The 16,535-nt window shown below is 44.5% G+C and carries 25 protein-coding genes; 3 read left to right on the forward strand and 22 right to left on the reverse strand.

What is annotated here, in order from left to right; genetic code table 11:
- Positions 1 to 146: 146 nt before the first annotated feature.
- From B5G10_RS11455 to B5G10_RS11565, 22 genes are all read right to left on the reverse strand, one after another.
- Complete coding sequence (locus B5G10_RS11455) at positions 147 to 578, reverse strand: VRR-NUC domain-containing protein (RefSeq protein ID WP_241147763.1); 432 nt, start codon at positions 576 to 578, stop codon at positions 147 to 149.
- A gap of 168 nt (positions 579 to 746) precedes the next feature.
- Positions 747 to 977, reverse strand: a complete 231-nt coding sequence (locus tag B5G10_RS11460; RefSeq protein WP_087424869.1) for a hypothetical protein — start codon at positions 975 to 977, stop codon at positions 747 to 749.
- 141 nt (positions 978 to 1,118) lie between these two features.
- On the reverse strand, positions 1,119 to 1,412 hold the full coding sequence (locus B5G10_RS11465) for a hypothetical protein (RefSeq protein ID WP_087424870.1): 294 nt from the start codon (positions 1,410 to 1,412) through the stop codon (positions 1,119 to 1,121).
- Positions 1,390 to 1,629, reverse strand: a complete 240-nt coding sequence (locus tag B5G10_RS11470) for a hypothetical protein (RefSeq protein WP_143241142.1) — start codon at positions 1,627 to 1,629, stop codon at positions 1,390 to 1,392. The genes B5G10_RS11465 and B5G10_RS11470 overlap by 23 nt, the downstream gene beginning before the upstream one ends.
- Positions 1,630 to 1,634: 5 nt before the next feature.
- Complete coding sequence (locus tag B5G10_RS11475) at positions 1,635 to 2,090, reverse strand: hypothetical protein (RefSeq protein ID WP_143241143.1); 456 nt, start codon at positions 2,088 to 2,090, stop codon at positions 1,635 to 1,637.
- Between the two features lie 9 nt (positions 2,091 to 2,099).
- Positions 2,100 to 2,534, reverse strand: coding sequence for a single-stranded DNA-binding protein (locus B5G10_RS11480; protein WP_087424873.1), 435 nt, complete (start codon positions 2,532 to 2,534; stop codon positions 2,100 to 2,102).
- Complete coding sequence (locus B5G10_RS11485; RefSeq protein WP_087424874.1) at positions 2,528 to 2,752, reverse strand: hypothetical protein; 225 nt, start codon at positions 2,750 to 2,752, stop codon at positions 2,528 to 2,530. Before B5G10_RS11485 ends, B5G10_RS11480 begins: the two co-directional genes overlap by 7 nt.
- A gap of 4 nt (positions 2,753 to 2,756) precedes the next feature.
- A complete protein-coding gene (locus tag B5G10_RS11490) occupies positions 2,757 to 3,434 on the reverse strand; it encodes a hypothetical protein (RefSeq protein WP_087424875.1) in 678 nt (225 codons plus the stop codon).
- 7 nt (positions 3,435 to 3,441) lie between these two features.
- On the reverse strand, positions 3,442 to 4,041 hold the full coding sequence (locus B5G10_RS11495) for a DUF4406 domain-containing protein (protein WP_087424876.1): 600 nt from the start codon (positions 4,039 to 4,041) through the stop codon (positions 3,442 to 3,444).
- A 116-nt stretch (positions 4,042 to 4,157) separates the two neighbouring features.
- Positions 4,158 to 4,736 carry an AAA family ATPase gene (locus B5G10_RS11500; RefSeq protein WP_087424877.1) on the reverse strand — a complete coding sequence of 193 codons (579 nt, stop codon included), beginning with the start codon at positions 4,734 to 4,736 and terminating at the stop codon, positions 4,158 to 4,160.
- A 31-nt stretch (positions 4,737 to 4,767) separates the two neighbouring features.
- Positions 4,768 to 5,580, reverse strand: a complete 813-nt coding sequence (locus tag B5G10_RS11505) for a DUF6291 domain-containing protein (RefSeq protein ID WP_087424878.1) — start codon at positions 5,578 to 5,580, stop codon at positions 4,768 to 4,770.
- A 49-nt stretch (positions 5,581 to 5,629) separates the two neighbouring features.
- Complete coding sequence (locus B5G10_RS11510; protein WP_087424879.1) at positions 5,630 to 6,475, reverse strand: hypothetical protein; 846 nt, start codon at positions 6,473 to 6,475, stop codon at positions 5,630 to 5,632.
- Positions 6,472 to 7,026 carry a hypothetical protein gene (locus B5G10_RS11515; RefSeq protein ID WP_087424880.1) on the reverse strand — a complete coding sequence of 185 codons (555 nt, stop codon included), beginning with the start codon at positions 7,024 to 7,026 and terminating at the stop codon, positions 6,472 to 6,474. Before B5G10_RS11515 ends, B5G10_RS11510 begins: the two co-directional genes overlap by 4 nt.
- Positions 7,027 to 7,042: 16 nt before the next feature.
- Positions 7,043 to 7,441 carry a hypothetical protein gene (locus B5G10_RS11520; RefSeq protein ID WP_087424881.1) on the reverse strand — a complete coding sequence of 133 codons (399 nt, stop codon included), beginning with the start codon at positions 7,439 to 7,441 and terminating at the stop codon, positions 7,043 to 7,045.
- 2 nt (positions 7,442 to 7,443) lie between these two features.
- The gene (locus B5G10_RS11525; RefSeq protein ID WP_087424882.1) at positions 7,444 to 8,202 is read right to left on the reverse strand and encodes an MBL fold metallo-hydrolase; all 759 of its coding nucleotides are present in this window, start codon (positions 8,200 to 8,202) and stop codon (positions 7,444 to 7,446) included.
- Positions 8,203 to 8,204: 2 nt separating this feature from the next.
- A complete protein-coding gene (locus B5G10_RS11530; protein WP_087424883.1) occupies positions 8,205 to 9,026 on the reverse strand; it encodes a hypothetical protein in 822 nt (273 codons plus the stop codon).
- A gap of 8 nt (positions 9,027 to 9,034) precedes the next feature.
- A complete protein-coding gene (locus B5G10_RS11535; RefSeq protein WP_087424884.1) occupies positions 9,035 to 9,802 on the reverse strand; it encodes a hypothetical protein in 768 nt (255 codons plus the stop codon).
- 19 nt (positions 9,803 to 9,821) lie between these two features.
- Positions 9,822 to 11,882, reverse strand: coding sequence for an AAA family ATPase (locus tag B5G10_RS11540; protein WP_087424885.1), 2,061 nt, complete (start codon positions 11,880 to 11,882; stop codon positions 9,822 to 9,824).
- Between the two features lie 21 nt (positions 11,883 to 11,903).
- The gene (locus B5G10_RS11545) at positions 11,904 to 12,209 is read right to left on the reverse strand and encodes a DUF3853 family protein (protein WP_087424886.1); all 306 of its coding nucleotides are present in this window, start codon (positions 12,207 to 12,209) and stop codon (positions 11,904 to 11,906) included.
- Positions 12,206 to 12,454 carry a hypothetical protein gene (locus B5G10_RS11550; RefSeq protein WP_087424887.1) on the reverse strand — a complete coding sequence of 83 codons (249 nt, stop codon included), beginning with the start codon at positions 12,452 to 12,454 and terminating at the stop codon, positions 12,206 to 12,208. Before B5G10_RS11550 ends, B5G10_RS11545 begins: the two co-directional genes overlap by 4 nt.
- 394 nt (positions 12,455 to 12,848) lie before the next feature.
- Positions 12,849 to 13,088 (reverse strand): hypothetical protein, encoded by a 240-nt coding sequence (locus B5G10_RS11560; protein WP_087424889.1) that lies wholly within the window; start codon positions 13,086 to 13,088, stop codon positions 12,849 to 12,851.
- Positions 13,089 to 13,293: 205 nt separating this feature from the next.
- Positions 13,294 to 13,509: a DUF3873 family protein gene (locus tag B5G10_RS11565; RefSeq protein WP_087424890.1), complete on the reverse strand. Its 216-nt coding sequence runs from the start codon at positions 13,507 to 13,509 to the stop codon at positions 13,294 to 13,296.
- Positions 13,510 to 13,954: 445 nt separating this feature from the next.
- On the opposite strand from B5G10_RS11565, the gene B5G10_RS11575 reads away from it, so the two are divergent.
- The 3 genes from B5G10_RS11575 to B5G10_RS11590 all read left to right on the forward strand — a co-directional run bounded on the left by B5G10_RS11575 (position 13,955) and on the right by B5G10_RS11590 (position 16,386).
- Positions 13,955 to 14,383 (forward strand): hypothetical protein, encoded by a 429-nt coding sequence (locus B5G10_RS11575; protein WP_087424892.1) that lies wholly within the window; start codon positions 13,955 to 13,957, stop codon positions 14,381 to 14,383.
- A gap of 381 nt (positions 14,384 to 14,764) precedes the next feature.
- Positions 14,765 to 15,073, forward strand: a complete 309-nt coding sequence (locus tag B5G10_RS11585; protein WP_087424894.1) for a hypothetical protein — start codon at positions 14,765 to 14,767, stop codon at positions 15,071 to 15,073.
- Between the two features lie 38 nt (positions 15,074 to 15,111).
- The gene (locus B5G10_RS11590; RefSeq protein ID WP_158098822.1) at positions 15,112 to 16,386 is read left to right on the forward strand and encodes a site-specific integrase; all 1,275 of its coding nucleotides are present in this window, start codon (positions 15,112 to 15,114) and stop codon (positions 16,384 to 16,386) included.
- The last annotated feature ends 149 nt before the right edge of the window (positions 16,387 to 16,535 follow it).

Raw genomic sequence — 16,535 nt, forward strand, 5'->3', positions numbered from 1 at the left:
TTGTCCGTCGGGATATTCTTAATAAAGCCCGAAATCTTTTCTTTTAGTTCTTGTATGGTCATAGCTGTATCTTTTTTCTTGTGCAAAAATAAAGCGTTTAACGTATCAATTTAATACATTAAACGCTAAAACACTTCGCCAACACTTCACGCTTTGCGTTGCATTGGAGGAGGTAAGTAGTTCCTTACTTCCGTTCTGAAATCGTCAAAGCTGCGTATTATGGCGTATTTATTCCCGGCTCTTTCTGCCGCCTGTTGCCATTCCTTCTGCGTTGCCTGCTGTTTCCCTTTCTCGGTCTTGAACTCTATACAAAGTGAAGCGAAACCGCCAGAAGGTATTAGTAATATCAAGTCCGAAACTCCGGCGGTAACTCCTTCTGCTTTCATTATTCCGGCTTCTCGCTTATTTCTTGCCCCTCCGTTCGGCACGGCAAACAACAATATCGCTAATTCCGGGTATTGAATCCGAAACCACCTTACACAAACACGCTGCAACTGGCTTTCCTCATGTCGCGGCTTTGCCCTTTTGCTTTCCGCGTTGGCTTTCGCCAACAATTCTTCAAAAGTCATTTTTCCCATGCTCAACTTTTCTTATATACCAATCCAAACAACCACTTTATAGCCTTTCTTTGAAGCCAATTTATAGGCTTGTAAACCGGGATGACCGATTTTGTTGCTTCGTGGTGCAAATATGCTACCGGCTTCTGTATCTCTATTTTCAAACTCTTATCTTCCATTGTCGTTGCTTTAATAGTTATCTACTCTGTTTATCAAATCACGGTCAAAATCCCCGAACAAAGAAGTTTGCCGGGCTTTCTCCCTTTCTGCCAATATGTTTTCCACACGCTTTATTTCCGCGTCTATCTCGGCTTCCAACCGTTTAGACTTTTGTAGCGCGGAAGGTAATCGCGTCTTGAAGTATTCCTTTTGCGCCTTGCGCATGGCTACCACCTTGTCGAAAAATTCTTTATGCCCCATATCAATACCCGAAAATTTGTAGGTGTACGGAATGCACAGAGCCGCGAAAAGTGCCTTTCTTGTTCGTGGCTTCTATGTTCCGCCCTAATCGCTTCACTTTGTAACCTGCCCGAATTAGCCGGGCTATCTTTTCTTCGCGTGTCATAGCTTTACGGTTTTAGTAGTATCTCCAATACTTACAGCCGCGCTGTATTTCGCGCCTGTTTCCTCTATTGGCTTGTTCCGGTATGCCTTTATATCTTTGTCGCTTACCGGTGTCCCGTTCCGTAGTATGACATAGCCCATTGAATGGCGCAAACTACCGGTATCGTCCTTATATGCATCCCCGTTTTGTTCTAATGCCTTTCTAATGGTTTTCAAATAGGATTTTACACCCTCCTTAATACCGTCGTAAACTATTCCTTCGGTAACTTTAATCTTGCACTTTATTTTCATCGTCTTTGCCCTCTTTCAATTCGTTTTCTATCGCTTCCGCCCTTGCGTGAAGTTCCTTAGCTACTTTTTTCAAGTAGTTTGCAACTGAGGCAAGAAATATCTTATCTCCTTTTATGTAGCAAGAGGTATATTTCCCGGCTTTATCCTTGTTTGCCGTAAATACGGCGTACTGCTTCGCCAAAAGAATGTAAAAGCAGCATATTAGTCTTTCTTTCATGGCTCTTAATATCTGAAATCCGTAAAATGAATGACGGCAAACGTTGTTTCGTTCCCTTCTGAGTTCTTTAATATAGGTCGCAAGAACTCGGTAAACTCCACGCTGTTTAATCCGTCGTTTCTCGCTATCTCTGAAATCGGTATTTCGCATCCATCAACTTGTGCCGAAAGTTGGCTTACTCCTGTTTGCGCTATTGCCACTTGCTGAATACCAACAACCGAAGCAGGTACTTCTAAAATCGTTTCTTGTTGGCTTCTGTATGGCTTTCCGCTCCATTGACGTATGCAAAGCGTTCCGCCTTGCTTTTTTAGTGCGGCTATCTTCTTTTCCCAATAGGCATAATTGCTTCTTACCGTGTGCCGCTTGCAACCGTCTTTTACGCTTTGGGCAAAATTGGTCGGTTGTCCTGCCTTCGTATGTCCCTCAAAGAATATTTTACTAAGCAAAACTACTGTTTTCATACTCATTCCTTAAAATGGCAAATCGTCTTTATCGGTTGTTTCTCCGAACGGGTTGTTACCACCGTATGCCGGTGCTTGTGGCTGTGCAGGTGCCGCCTGTTGCCCGGCTTGTGTCGCGGTTTGTCCTGTGTCCTGCTTCGTACCCAATAGTTGAAGTTCTTTTACCCGGCAGTTTACTCCTACCTGTATTCCGTTTGCACCCGTGAATGTCTTTGCAGAAAAGTCACCCCTTACAAATACCTGTGTTCCTTTTTTCAAGTATTGCACTACCGCACTTTCGCCGGGCTTCAAACAACTTATCCACGTTGTACGGCTTACCGTGTTGCCTTGTGCGTCCTTGTAACGCTCTGAGGTCGCTACGTTGAACGAAATAAACTTTTGTCCGTTAAACTCCTTAATCTCGGCATCGTTGCCCACGAAACCGCAAAATTCAATCACTAACATAATTCTTTGATTTTATGGTTAATATATTCTTTCCAATCCGGCGTTATTATCTCCATTACATCTTTACCCGGATTCCGCTTTTGCCAAATCTTTGCTTCCCGTACCATTTCGTCGGCTAACGCTTTGTGTGTTTTATATCCACTCATAGCCATTAGCCCGGAACATTCGGGAATGGGTACTATTTCGTTGTCTATGAAGTCAAAAGTTAGTTGTTCCATAGCTTTATATTATCCTTGAAAGCCTTGTTTGTCCGTCATCGTATGAACGCAATAATTTATTTACTCTCAATTTTTGAGCGTAAAGCGTTCTTATAACTTTCCTTATGTACGCGCTCACGTTACAAACAAACGAGCCTTTATTGCGAATGTTTGTAAGCACTATATCAAAAACTTGCATCCACATTTCGTTAACGCCTTCTTCTGTAAGGCTCATTTTATTTGCCTTAATGTAGGCTACCGCTTCGTCATGCTTCTTCCAAATATGGGTAACTACTTCCGTATAGTCCTCCGTTTCGTAAGCCCTCAATACACAACGGCAGAAGTCTATCGCTTTCGCGTATTCTTCTTTTGCTGATTCTACGCTCTTTGGTGTCCGCTGTTTTATGTTGCGTTCTGCAAGTGCTTTCCGGTCTAACAACACTAATTCGCCGTCTTTTTGTTTCACTACAACAAGATGCCTTCCCATTTTCGCCGGGTTAATACCCCTCTGTGCTGCGTATAATATCCGTGTAGGACTTCCGGCATACTCCGTTCCTTTATCGTCAGAAATAATGCGTACAAGCCCGTTGCGGTGTGGCTTTATTTTTTTCCAACCTTTCCCGAAAGCGTTGCTTTGTACTTCTTCCGTTTCTGTATTTATCCGGTATCTTGAAAAACCGGGTATCGTTTTATATTCGCTCATAATCGAATTACTTTAATACGTCCGTTGGGTTGCTTAATTTTTCACTCAATAGCGTAGCTACCTTTTCAGCAGCCTTTCTGAACTCCCGGTTAAACTTGTATTCGGCATCGTAGTTCCGCAAATAGTAGCAAATGGTACTTTGGTCGTGGCTCGTTTCTTCTGCAATGCCTTGCGTATGCTCTCCGCGCTTTTTACAATGGTGGGCGTAAATCATACGTGCGTAAACGTGCCAACGGTTACGGCTGTCTTCCGCTATTGACTTGAAATTTACGCCCATCGCCGTAAGTATCGCCGCTTTTATATCACGATGTTTAGGCGGCTTCTCATACTCAATAATCAAACCTAACCCCTTTGCTATCTCGCGTTCCAATGTTGCGCCGATGCTTTTTTCCCAATTAGCCAACAAGTAAATAGCTTGGCAATCAAGTAACAGCCGTATATCTGTTTTCATCTGTTCCTGCCAACGTGTGCCGGAAGGCAAACCGTTACGGAGAGGATTAACAACGTCGTAACCTTTTGCTTTAAGCTCGGCTTCCGCTCTGCTGAACTTTTCCGTATATTCTGCAACCGGAATCCCGGTTATCTGTCCGCTTATGTATATTCTCATGTCTAATCGTTTTTTGAAAAACTGTTTTATTTCCTCCGTATCGCGTTTTTTTCATGCCAACCGTTCATCTTATCGCCCGGAACATTCAAAGCCGAAATAGGTGCGTTTCTGAAAGCCTACGGCGGTGGTAGCCTTGTTAGTCTTGGTCGGTAACTTGGATTCTCAAAGCCTATAAGGTCGAACATCTCTATAAACCTGTCCGCTATCCTCAAACCGTACCGCTTCGCTATGTCCTCATCGCCTATCAAGTTTGATGTTATGACCGTAAAGAGTTGCCGGTCGTAACGGTGGTAAAGCAAATCCACCAACGGGCTAACTTCGTTTCCCCATACCTTGATGCTCGCCGGTTCTGTTCCTACGTCATCTATGTACAACAACTCTTCGCCTTTCAGCCTGTTTAGTAAATCCTGCTTTTCGCCCCTCGCGGCTTCCGTAAGTGCCGATGCCGGTATTACCGTTACTTCCTTCCTTTCGGTTGAAAGTGCGCTATAATACAACGTGCCTATAAGCTGCACTATCGAACGCGCTAAGGTGGTTTTTCCGTTTCCGGGTTCGCCGTATAGGAATAATCCGGGCTTGGTACTCGCTCCGAGCAACCAACGTGCGGCACGCGCTATGTGGTCTTCTGTCGCTTCGTCCGGCTTAAATTCGTGTCCTCTTTGCTCCACTTGATAACGGTAGCACTCGCGTAACATTCCCGGTACGTCCTGCGTATAGCGGTCGATTCTAAATCGTGCTGCGTAGGGCTTTTTTCTTCGTAGTGCTTCCGCAAACGCCGCTAAGTTTATCCTCTGCGGCTGCTGTGGATTCCCTGTTTGTCCTTGTTGCTCTGCCATTATCTTTCAATTTTGAACGGTACTTTATCCGTAGTTGGTTTATCAAATGCTGCGCCTGTTCTTTGTAGTCATTGTGCGTTACTCTTGTCAGTTCCCATTCCGCTATGACTTCTTCGGCTTCTTTCCGTAGTGTGTCCGGGTCTGTGTGAAGCTGCATACAAATGACCTCAATTTGCGCCCGGTGCGTTTCGCTGAAAAACTCATCTAAAAACTTCCTGTTGTTTTCTCCTTCTCGCGCGTGCGCGTTATCAACAACAACATCAACAGAATTATTATTTATTGATTCTGATACTGATATAGATATAAGGTTGTTTTTGCTTGTTTCTGCTTGTTCCTTATCTTCTTCAAGTTGTTCTAAGTTGTTTTTAGTTGTTTCAGCTTGTTTTAGGTTGTTTTTAGTTGTTTCAACCTGTATTGTTTCGCTCTCTACTTTCGCTTTTTTTCTTGCATTACTGTTCCCTTTGGGTGCGCCACCCTTTTTCCCACGTTCTACATAGCTTTCATAACGCTTTACGTTGAAATCAATCTGCGGCTTGAAGGAAAGAAACAAAGCAAGCGCAGCCGGTTCTGTGCTTTCCGGCGGCATAATTCCGTCAAAAGCGTATGCGTAAACCAACCGCGAAACCTCCTTATACAATTCCGGCGGCAAAACGTCTAACGCCTGTATTATATTGCGAAAAATCACTATGCTATCTTGGCTCATCGCTTACTTGTTTTTGGGAACGCGCCGTTAGACGCGCTCCCGGTTACTACTATGCTTCCTCTTGGTCTTTGTATGCCATACAAAAAGCCTTTTCCACAATCGCGTTACAAGCAAACGGCGAAGCCGATAGTATTGAAATATCCACTACCTTACGTTCGTCGCCGTCTTTCTCGGTGCGTTCATTAACCTTAGCGTCTATCCACGCCGTTATTACCACCTTCGCCGTATCTACGTCCTTCGTCCGTACAATGAAGTCGTAGGATGTCTTTCCGGGTTCTTCTTCATCCTCTGCCTTTATCGCTACTTCCGCTTCAACCTTGTAATACTTTACATCTCCCCTTTGTTCCTCTGCGTTGTCCGCTTCCTCTCCGGCTTCGTTTGCCCCTTCCTGCGCTTCTACATACTTCCTCAACCTGTCGTTAAGTATAACAACGTCATCCATCAGCTTTACGCCTGTTATGTCGAAAGACTGCGTAAAGTTCAATTCTATGAAGTCCGTAGCTACCTCTATTGCCTTTGTTACGTTCTGTGCCTGCAATATGAAGTTATGCCGCTTCATTCCAATAGATGCGCTTACCTTGTACGGGTAAAGCCCGGTTCTTTTATTCTGCGTGGCTAATCTGCGTTGGTTGCTTACTTCTACCTCTTTTATCTCTTCGGCTTGGATGCTGAAATTTATTTGCGTCGCCAAATCGTTATCTATGTACTTTCCACGCTCAAACAAAATCTCATGCCGCTCAATCGTAATCACTTCGCCGGTGCTTTCGTCTAAAAAATCTTCTTTCCACGTTTTAAGCACATTCGCCGCCAAATACTTTCCGATAATTCTCCGTGTGTCCGAAGTCTTGAAGCGTACTTCGTCCTTTCTTGTTTGTATCTTTTCGGGCTGTTTCATATCTTCTCAATCAAAATTTGTTCGTACAATTCCGTGAATGCGTTACCGGCATAACGTGCCGTATCTCTGTCATGAAAGCAAAGCCGCTGGGTAATGCTTGCATGCGTAATTGTGGCTGCGCTATCCGTATCAGCAAATGCAAGTTTTGCTATACCTTTCCCGTTAGCGTCTTCGTGAATTTCAAAGTATGGATAATACTTCCTAACGTCAGTGTCGTTTATATCCATCTTGCATCCTTCGTTTAGGGCTTCCGTTATGGTTTCCAATTTGCGCCGGGCTATTTCGTCCTGTCTGAAACCTTGCGCCTTCATGCTTTGTTCGTTCATGGGTTCTATTCCCAACACGTTGCAAGCATCGGCGTATGACCTCACTCGTTCGGTTATCCCCTCATATTCCTGCTCATCTGTATAGAAGTCAAAAACGGTAGTATCTTCGTCTTCCTCCGTAAATTCTATTACTTTTTCCTGCGCTTCTTTCAATGTGTCAAAGCGTCCTATAAGTTCCGTTTCTTGGTCTTCAAGAAGTTTGTACAAAAAAATCTTTTTCATCATTTCGTGAATTTATTAGTTAAAACAATGTTCCTTCTTTGGGCTTCTGCGCATCCCCGTACAATATCCTACGTTGCCGGGCTATGGCTAAGCGCACTTCCTTTATTGCGTTCTCGCGTCCTAAAAGGCTTTCTTCATAATCCATAAGTTCCGCTTCGGTGGTGGCTAAGAAGTAGCCGCCGGAGGTAGCTATCAATCCGGGCAAAGCATCGGTAGTCCGTATGTGGTTTATTATCTTCCTGCATCGGGCTTCATCTATCTTATACCCTGCTATTGTCAGCCGCATTACGATCGTCCGGTTTGTTACCGCGTTCTCCTTTCCCGTCTTTGTCTTTAACCCTGCCAATATGACGGGTAAAAGCTCCTTTTCTTCGTACTCGGTAAGCGGTTGGGTTTCTTTATCAAATCCTTTGAGCATGGCTAAAAAGGTGTTTTGTTGAACTTGATTTTTAATCCCGGCTTCGCTATATGCACCGTTTTACCGGTCGCTTTCGCTATGCCGTTCCGAAAAGCCACACCATCGCCGTTTCCGTCGCTGATATGGATTAATACAATGTTGTTTACCGCTGAAAGGTCGTTCGCTTTCAAAGCGTCCAGACAGGTATAATAACTTAGGTGGCTTCTTCTTACCCTTTCCTGCAAAACTTCCGGTATCGTTCCGTCGGCTACTCTCCGGGCTAATATATCCGGGTCATAGTTGCACTCGATAAGAATGTTGCTTAACCCTTTGAACTTACAAGGCAAATAGAACGTATCGGTAGCGAATAGCACACCGCCGGTTTCCTCATGCCAAATGTAGAAGCCGAGCGGTTCTGCCGCATCGTGCTTCGTTTGGAATGGAATAACCACAAATCCGCCTAATCGAAACTGCCCGTAGTTCCCTGCACTGCCTTTTATCGGCGTTGGCTTATATCCGCCCTTGATGTACTTTTGTGCGCCCTCTATCGTTCCTTCAGAAGCGAATACCGGTATAGCGTAACTCAATACTTCGTTAATCCTCCCGGCATGGTCGCCGTGTTCATGCGTTACCAAACAACCTACGACTTTGCGCACGTTTCCATCCAAAGCGGCTAATACCTGCTTGAACGGTTTTCCGGCTTCAAGCAGCAGGGCTTCTCCTGCATTCTGCAAAACGTAGGAGTTGCCCTCGCTGTTAGACCCTATAACGGTAAGTTCCATAATCAGAAAGCCGGTTTAGCGTTATTGTTACCTCGCCCGTTACGTGCCGGAGGTGCTTCGCTTACGGGTGCTTGCGGCTGCGGTGCTGTGGTCGGTCTTACTTCCTCTGCACTTTCAAAACCGATAGCCGCCCCCGTATTCGCTTCTTCCCTAATCTCAACTGCAACCGCATCAATCACTTGCGTACTTGATTCGTCGCCATCGCCGAAGTCCGAGCCGGTTATATACTCGTATAAGGCTTTCTTTGCTTTCCGCTCTGCCTTCCCCCGTATTTGGTCGTTGCTGCTGTAATCATTCCTTGCTACGGTGGTGTTCACGGTAAAGCTGTTTTTCTCCCCGTTATGCTCGTAATTGATTTTGCAGGCTAATTCGGCGTATTGTGGGCTTTGGCTTTTGTCCTGCCCAATCTCTATCACGTAGCGCACACCCAATTTTTTAAGAAGTGCGGTATAGCCTTCTTTTGTCGGGTACATCCGTTCCGCTAAAATGTTGAATTGGTTTCCGGTCGGAAGCAAGCCTATTATTACCGCGTCTATGATACAATCACGCACAACGTCGCGGCTGTAAAGCGGCAATGTCTGCCCCTTCTTGTTAGGCTTCCCCGTCCTGTCGGTCATAAAGCCTATTTTAGTATTCATCAAAGGCATAAATACCTTATCCATAACTTCGTCTGTCAAGGCTTCGCGAAGCAATGTTACAATACTTACGGCGTTGAACGCCGCCGCTACGTTGCCCACTATTTCCAACGTCGTAGCTTCCTTGCAAGCTAAGGCGAATTTTTCTTTTGCGGCTTCAAGCGTAGCCGGTAGTTTACTTTGGCACATGGTTAATTCTATTTTCCGGGTTCTGTGAATAATTCGGCGAAGAATTTCGCGCCCTCCTGCTTAATCCGCTCATGCAGTCTTTGCATGGCTACAATTTCCGTAGCCTGTTTAACAAGCGGTGCAGATTCTTTCCGGGTAAGGAGTTCGGCTATTCCGTAAGTTATAGCCTTTCCGTTCCCACTGATTCCGATAATTGCCCCTGTTGCGCTTTTCCCTCTTTCGTCGGTTGTTTCCGTGTCGCAAGCAATCATCACAATTCCGCGCGTCTTCTTTTCTTTTGTCAATGGCTCTAATTGCGTTGCCACAATTTCGGTTGCTTTCTTGATAAAATCTCCTTCGGGTAAACTTTCCAATCTTGCACGTGTTTCGTCGCTCATCACTGCTTCCGTATCTTCTTCCACCGAAGCCGGAAGGCAATAGAAGTCCGTGTACAGGTCGGCGAACGTGGCGGCGGCGTAGTCGCTCATCGCTTCCGTTTTGAAGCAAAGCCGGGAGCCGATGCTCGCACCCGTAATCGAAGCCGCGGTAGCCGTAAGCGCACACGCAAGCCCGGCATTTTCGTAGTAGAATACCGGAAAGTATTTGTATTGGCTTCTGTTGTTCCAATCCGGCTTCCAACCTCCGTTGATGGCTTTTGTTATTACTGTCAGTTTGTGGTAAGCTAACATACTTTTGCGGTCTTCTTTCGGGAAAGCTGCTACCGCGTTTTCACTGATAGGCTGAATGTTCAAAACATTGCAAGCGTCCTCGTAGGACTTGATTTCTTTGTAGTTCATATTACTGTTATTTTATTGGTTAGAAATTGTTTACTGCAAAATCATCTTTCGTTACCACCAACTTTATAAGTTGGCTATTAACCGGTATAAATTCATTCACGCTTTCGGCTTCATCAACGAATATAGGTGCGCTTACGTCGTGAAAAGCGCAAAGGGTGTTTATTACGTCAAGCCCTGCGTTTACCTTTCCTGCCGCGTTTTTGTCTGAATACTTCACGCCGTCTATGTAGCAAATGCAGTCAGGCACTTGTTTCGCGTCTTCTATCTGTGTGCGGTACATCTTGAACTTTACCCGGCTGAATAAAGAGTTTACCCGGCGTTCTACTTCGTTCATTTGTGCCGTAACAAAATCGTCGATAGTCGTTTCTTCTGTCTGCAAGTTGGCTTTTTCCTGTGCCAATACTTCGGCTTCCGCTTTAAGTTCCTTAATTCGCTTCTCGTTGGTTTCAATCGTTGCACGTATATTCAGTTTGCGTTTCACTTCGTCAAGCTGAGCGGCTATCTCTGCTTTCCTCTTGCGAAGTCTTGCGGTATTGTCCGCTCCTCCGCTATCCGTTTTCGGCAGTCTTGCGGAAAGTGTTTCTATCTCGCTTTGAATCGTAACCCATTCCGGTATGTCTTCTCCTTTTATATCCGGTTCTGTACTTACTCTTGGATTCTCTGAAAGTGTCCTTTCCAATTTGGCACGTCTTTCCGCATAATCGGCTACGGCTGCTTGGTGCTTTTCTTCTTCTTGTTTGAGAAGTCCGTATAGTCTGTTTATTTCCGATTCTTGCGCGGCTATTTGGTCGGTCAGTTTCTTCCCGTTGTCGTTTATACCCTCCAACCGCTTTTCTTTGTCTTGGTAGAATTTGTTTCGTGCTTCTATCCTGTCGGCTTCATATTTTTGTAAAGCCGTCGCATCTGCGCATACGTGCTTGAATAATGGGCATACAAGGTTGTCCGTTTCTGCAAATTCTTCGGCGTTCACTTTATACCACTTCTCGCGCAGTTCGTCTTGCTGTATCGTATAACTTTGCTTTGTTGATTCTGCGCGGCTGATGTCGTTTTGAAGCCGGGTACGTTCCGCCTTGTAGCTCCGTTCCTCGTTTTGCTCGTTTGATGCTATTTGGCGTAACTCACGTTCCGCATTATTGTATGTTTCGTTTTTCTTGTATGCTTCGTTCCGAGCTTTGTCCTTAGCGTCAAACAATAGTTTTTGTTGCCGCGTCCTCTTTGCGTTAATTTCCCCTTGAATTTTCGCGGCTTGGTTGTAGGCAATACGGTTCGCTTCGGCTGCTGATGCTACCGATTCGTCTATTTGCGTAAGTTCTGCTTCCAAAGCGTCCTTTTCCTTTTCCAACGCTTCGTAATCCGGTGCTTCCGGCGTAACTTGCGTAATTGCGTTTATGGCTGTTGGTATCTTTTCGAGTTGTTCATTTACCTTTGCCTTCCGTGCGGATACCTCACGCTTGTAATCCTCCAAAGTTTTTCCGGTAAGCTGCGCAAGCAGAAGGGCAAACCGTTCGTTTCCTCTTGCTATTTCTTCGTCGCTTACGTTCCCGGCTATTTGCAGCAACATTTCACGTTGCGCCTTCCAATGAAGCGTAAGGAAATAGTATGGGTCTGTTATAATTTTGAAGACAGCTTCGGGTATGATGGCGTTAATACGCGCTTCATATTCCGCTTTTGTTTTCAATGGCACACCGTTGTAGAAAAAATCGGTATGGTGTCCTTTTAGCACTCTCCCGGTTTCTCCGTTTGGCACTTTCCATTCTTCAACCAATACCCGGCGGAGTTCCACGCTTTCAACCGCTCCCGTTTCGGTATCGGTAATCTCAAAAACTCCGGTAACTCCGTGTTCGAGGTCAGGAATGAAATTTCCGTTTTCGTCTGTAGTCTTGATGCCAAACTTGCTATCGGTTTCCCCTTCGCTGTTTTTACCCCAAAGAAGCCAACTAAAAGCATCCTTGATGGTTGTCTTACCTGTTCCGTTACGTCCGCTGATGGTTGTAACATCGTCGCTAAACTCTATTGCGACGTTCCGCAAGCCCTTGAAATTAACAAGCTGCAAGCGTTTGATAATTACTTGTTTATTCATATAGCTGAATTATTAAAAAAATTATTGTTTCTTGTTATTCTTCTTTGCAAGTTCCAACGCCTTATCAGCGTCGATAATAATCAATGCGCCAACCTGCGTTATCGCTTCGTCTATCTTGCCGGACTGCTTTAAGCGCGAAGCCGTTGTTTTGCTGCACCCTAAAAGTTTCTGCAACCCTTTCAGTCCGTACACATACCTTTTGGGCTTCTCCCGTTCTTCCGCTTCCGGCTTGTTTTCCCGTATAGCCCTTACCCTTGCTTCCACTTCATCCAAAAGTTCGCCGAGCGTAAGGTCTATAACCCTTTTGTTGCTATTTGTCGTTCTCATCTTTCGTCCTCCAATCCGTTGTCAAATTCATCATCAAAATCTTTTATATCCGGCAGTATTTTTCCGCCAATCCAAATTGAAGCCGTTAAGTTTCCGACTATCAGCGCAACCGCCCAAAGCGGTATAGAGTCCATATCAACGGCTAAGCAACAAAATGATAGCCCCAACCAAACAAGCAGCAGGTATTCGTACCATTTCAATGGTCTTTCCCACTGAATACCGAAAATTTCATATAGCTTCCTCATGCCCTAAAATTTAGAAAGTTGAAAGTATTATCTTCTCCTTCTTTGTTGCGTCTGACTATCCTTGCTATTCGTACCAACCTTTTATCTCTCCCAATTCTGAAAATATCTCCGTTACCGGATAACTCTCTCGGAAGCAATACAAGTAGGAGCACAATAGCTGTAATGGCACGTTTCAACGGGTCAAGACTTACGGGTACTCCGCACTTCGTACAAAACCACCATACGCACAACTCCGTAGCTTTCTGTATGCCCAATTTTGCGTATATGTTCCGGGCTGTGTTCTCGATGGTGCGCGTTGAAACAAACAACCTGCTTGCCACTTCCTTTTTGCTTGCGCCCCATGCGAGCAGCTCGGCTACTTGGTTTTCCCGTCTGCTTAGTTCTGCCTTGAAATTCATACGCCCCAAATGTTTGTAATACCGAAGCGGTTAAATACGCTTTCCACTGCTTCCGCCTGTGTTACTTTCGGCTCTATCTTGCCGTCGCGGTAAGCGTAGAAGCTGTTACGGTTGTTTATTCCCAATGCCCGGTACAACTCCGCTACCACCTCCTTGTATTCTCCCATTTTTACTTGGTTCAGCCCCTTTGCAAATCCGAGCCGCCCCGTTCTCTTGTTAGTGTCTGTCAATACCATAATTATTTGTTTTTATCGTTTATAATTCGTGCGCGGTAGTGGGTTTGCCCCACCTACGCCCGAAGCGTTCCGCGCTGCGGTGCTGTTTCCGCCGTCACCGGTTTATAGCCTTTACAAGAGGGATTCTCTTTCCGTTGGCTTATATGTGGTATTCCTCTTTCTGTATTACTTTGATACACTTTAAGAAATAACACACCCTTACCCGTCAAGCGGTTTTATCCTGCAACCACTTATCACGGCGTTGCCTGCAATCCTCCAACGTGTTTCCCACGCAGCTAAACAGTTCGCCATCCGTGTGCCGATAATCGTACTGCACGCGCTTAACTCTTTTCCTGCCTATCCGGGTACTGAATGTTTCGTACTTTTCACTTCCTGCGGCGCAAACGCTGCACCCTCTGTCATCGTTCATTGTTGTTGTCATATAGCTGTTATGTTTATAGTGTTATACAATCTGTTACTTACAATAAAAGGTTATACGCAGCCCCCTTCTAAGTTTGCACCGGCAGCAATCCAACCCCGATTCAAAAGCCCTTGTTACAAATTTGTCTGCTAAGGCTTCGCCTATCAATTCAAGAAGCCCGGTAACGCCTACTAATTTGTTTATGCGCTTTCCTTTTCCATCTATACCGCTTGCCTTTATCAAGAAATTGCGGTTAATTGTCTTACTTGTGTGTACCATATAGCTTTTATTTTTCTGTAAATTAGCGTGTTTTTGCTATTGCTGTCCGCCAATTTTTTGCTTAACTTTGCGAATGAATAACTAACACGGTGCAAATGTAATGTAAAAGCATACAACAAGCAAATAAAAAGCATACAATTTTCACCGTGTCTTTGATTTTTAACATTTATATACATTGAAATGCAATATGCAAAATGAAGGTGGTGTAAAAGAGCGACTTAAAGAGTTTGTTTCTTATTTGAATATAAGCGAAAGAGAATTTTGCCGTACTATTGGCGTAGGCTCTGCGTATATCGCAAGCATAAAGAAGTCTATTAAAGCAGACAAATTGGAATCAATAACAAAGCAATATCCGCAACTTAATCCCGTGTGGTTGATTCGTGGAGAAGGCGAAATGCTTATACCTGTACGCCCGGAAGAAGACAGTATGCCGAAAAGCACGGAATTAGCCCCTACGGAAATGCTGTATAAACTCCTTGAAGATGCCAAAGAGGAAAAGGCGCGTTTGCTCTCTATAATAGAAAGCCAACAAAGGACAATCGAAACGCTTGCCGAACTTACCAAAAAAGCCAATGCCCGAACGGACGGAAATGCCGGATGTGCCGCTGCCGTTTAGACTTCGGCAAAAAGGTTTCCTTATGGTAACTCTTATACATTATTATAGAGAGCGTTACGCTATGAAATTGGAAAAATAAAGCGTATTATAGTGATACTCCTAAACGCACAGAAACGCCCCTAATTTTGACGTTCTCCGCTTGGTTGGGTAACACTACCATTTTAATGAGAAATGCGCTTAAATCGAAAATTCGAGAAAAATAACTGAAAGCTGTATGATAGAAATAAATGTAGATAAGTATTATAGCAACCGGGCTTATTATCCCTTTATTCCCGGTTCAGTCTTTGACGCTTTGGAAAAAGCCTATTTGTCGGGAAAGGAAACGGCGTTAGTTCAGAAGTGTGATTATGAAACAATGGTGTCTAATATAAATGCTTCCTTATGCCGCGAACAACTGTAAACACTTCGCCTATTAGCGATGCTGTAAGCCGCCGTTTCTTTGTCGCTCTTGACGCGCTTATAAATACCGGTAGGGTTGATTCGCTCAACCAATTTTGCGAACTTCATAACCTTACTTCGGCACGTTATAGGGAAATGCGGCTGACTTATGGCATAACTCCCAATCCCCAACACAAACCACGTTATAAGAACTTGGAAATAGAAGCCATTTATACGATGGTGGCTAATTACCCTATATCCGCGCATTGGTTACTGACCGGGCGCGGCGAAATGATGACCGATAAGAAATGAAGTATAGCGTAAAGTTTCAACTATCAACCCGTGAAGGAATGAACGCAAAAAGCGTTCCAATCCGTTTGCGCGTATGTTATTCCGGGTATCGTATAGATATCCATTCCGGATATGTTATTGATGCTAATAAGTGGGATAAGGAAAGCCAACGGGTAACGCTTGGCTCTAAAAACTGCTATAAGCAAACTTCGGGCGAAATAAATAGGGGATTGGCTAATATGGTTTCTAAGGTTGAAGAAGTCCTAACACGCTTTGAACTCGAAAACCATCGAACGCCAACGCCAAAAGAATTTAAGCCGCTTTTCTATGCTTCAATCGGTCGGAACATTGCCGAAGAAAAAGAAGAAGCCCGGCAACAACCGCCGTGCTTCTTTGAGGTCTTTGACCGGTTTACTTCCGAAATGGGCGTTACTAATAATTGGACGAAAGCGACCTACACTAAGTTTGCAAGCATTAGGCATCACTTAATGAACTTTCGCCCGGAACTTTCCTTAGATGGCTTTTCAAAGTCTGACTTTGCCGCCTTTGTGTCTTATCTGCAAAAGGAAGAAGGGCAACTTAATACTACCGTCGCTAAAAATGTCGGTTTCGTTCGTTGGTTCTTACGCTGGGCTTCCGCAAACGGTTATTATTCCGGTGCCGCCCATTTGCAATATCGCCCACGTTTTAAGGGCTTGGACTGCAAGGAAGTTATATTTTTGACTTGGGACGAATTGCAACACTTCTTGAACTTTAAGTTTCCGCCTAATAAACCGTCGCTTCCTCCCGTCCGTGACGTGTTTTGTTTCTGCTGCTTTACCGGTTTGCGGTATTCTGACGTTGCCCGGCTCAAAGTTTCCGACATCAAACGTGATGCCGTACCTCCTTATATTTCTATCGTTACTAAAAAAACAACGGATAGGCTACATATTGAACTAAACAGCTATTCTCTTGCAATACTTGACAAATACAAAGGAATACGCTTGCCCAACAATAGGGCTTTACCCGTACTAAGCAACGTAAAAATGAATGAACATCTACATGAAGCTGCCGAAATCGCCGGAATAAACGAGCCTGTTAGTGTTGTGTCGTATAGCGGAAGTGAACGTAAAGAAGTGGTAGTACCTAAATACGCGGTTCTAACCACACATTGCGGAAGACGGACGTTTATAGTAAATGCGCTTCGTCTTGGCATACCGGCTTCGGTTATAATGGAATGGACGGGACATAGCGATTATAAAGCCATGAAGCCTTATATTAAAATAGTGGATGCGGCAAAAGCCGAAAATATGGCACGGTTTGACAACTTCGGGAAAACTGATAAGAACGGGTAAAATGTACACGCCCAAAAATACGCCCAAAAACAGATTTAATGTTTGATTATGGTAGTTTCAAATGGTATCACTTAAAACAATAAGACATAGACAGTTATATACTTGTTGGGTACGTCTGCCTATGTCTTAAAATAAACCTCTTAGAGCCT

Source organism: Barnesiella sp. An55 (assembly GCF_002161555.1).
In the GTDB taxonomy this organism is placed as follows: Bacteria; Bacteroidota; Bacteroidia; order Bacteroidales; family Barnesiellaceae; genus Barnesiella; species Barnesiella merdipullorum.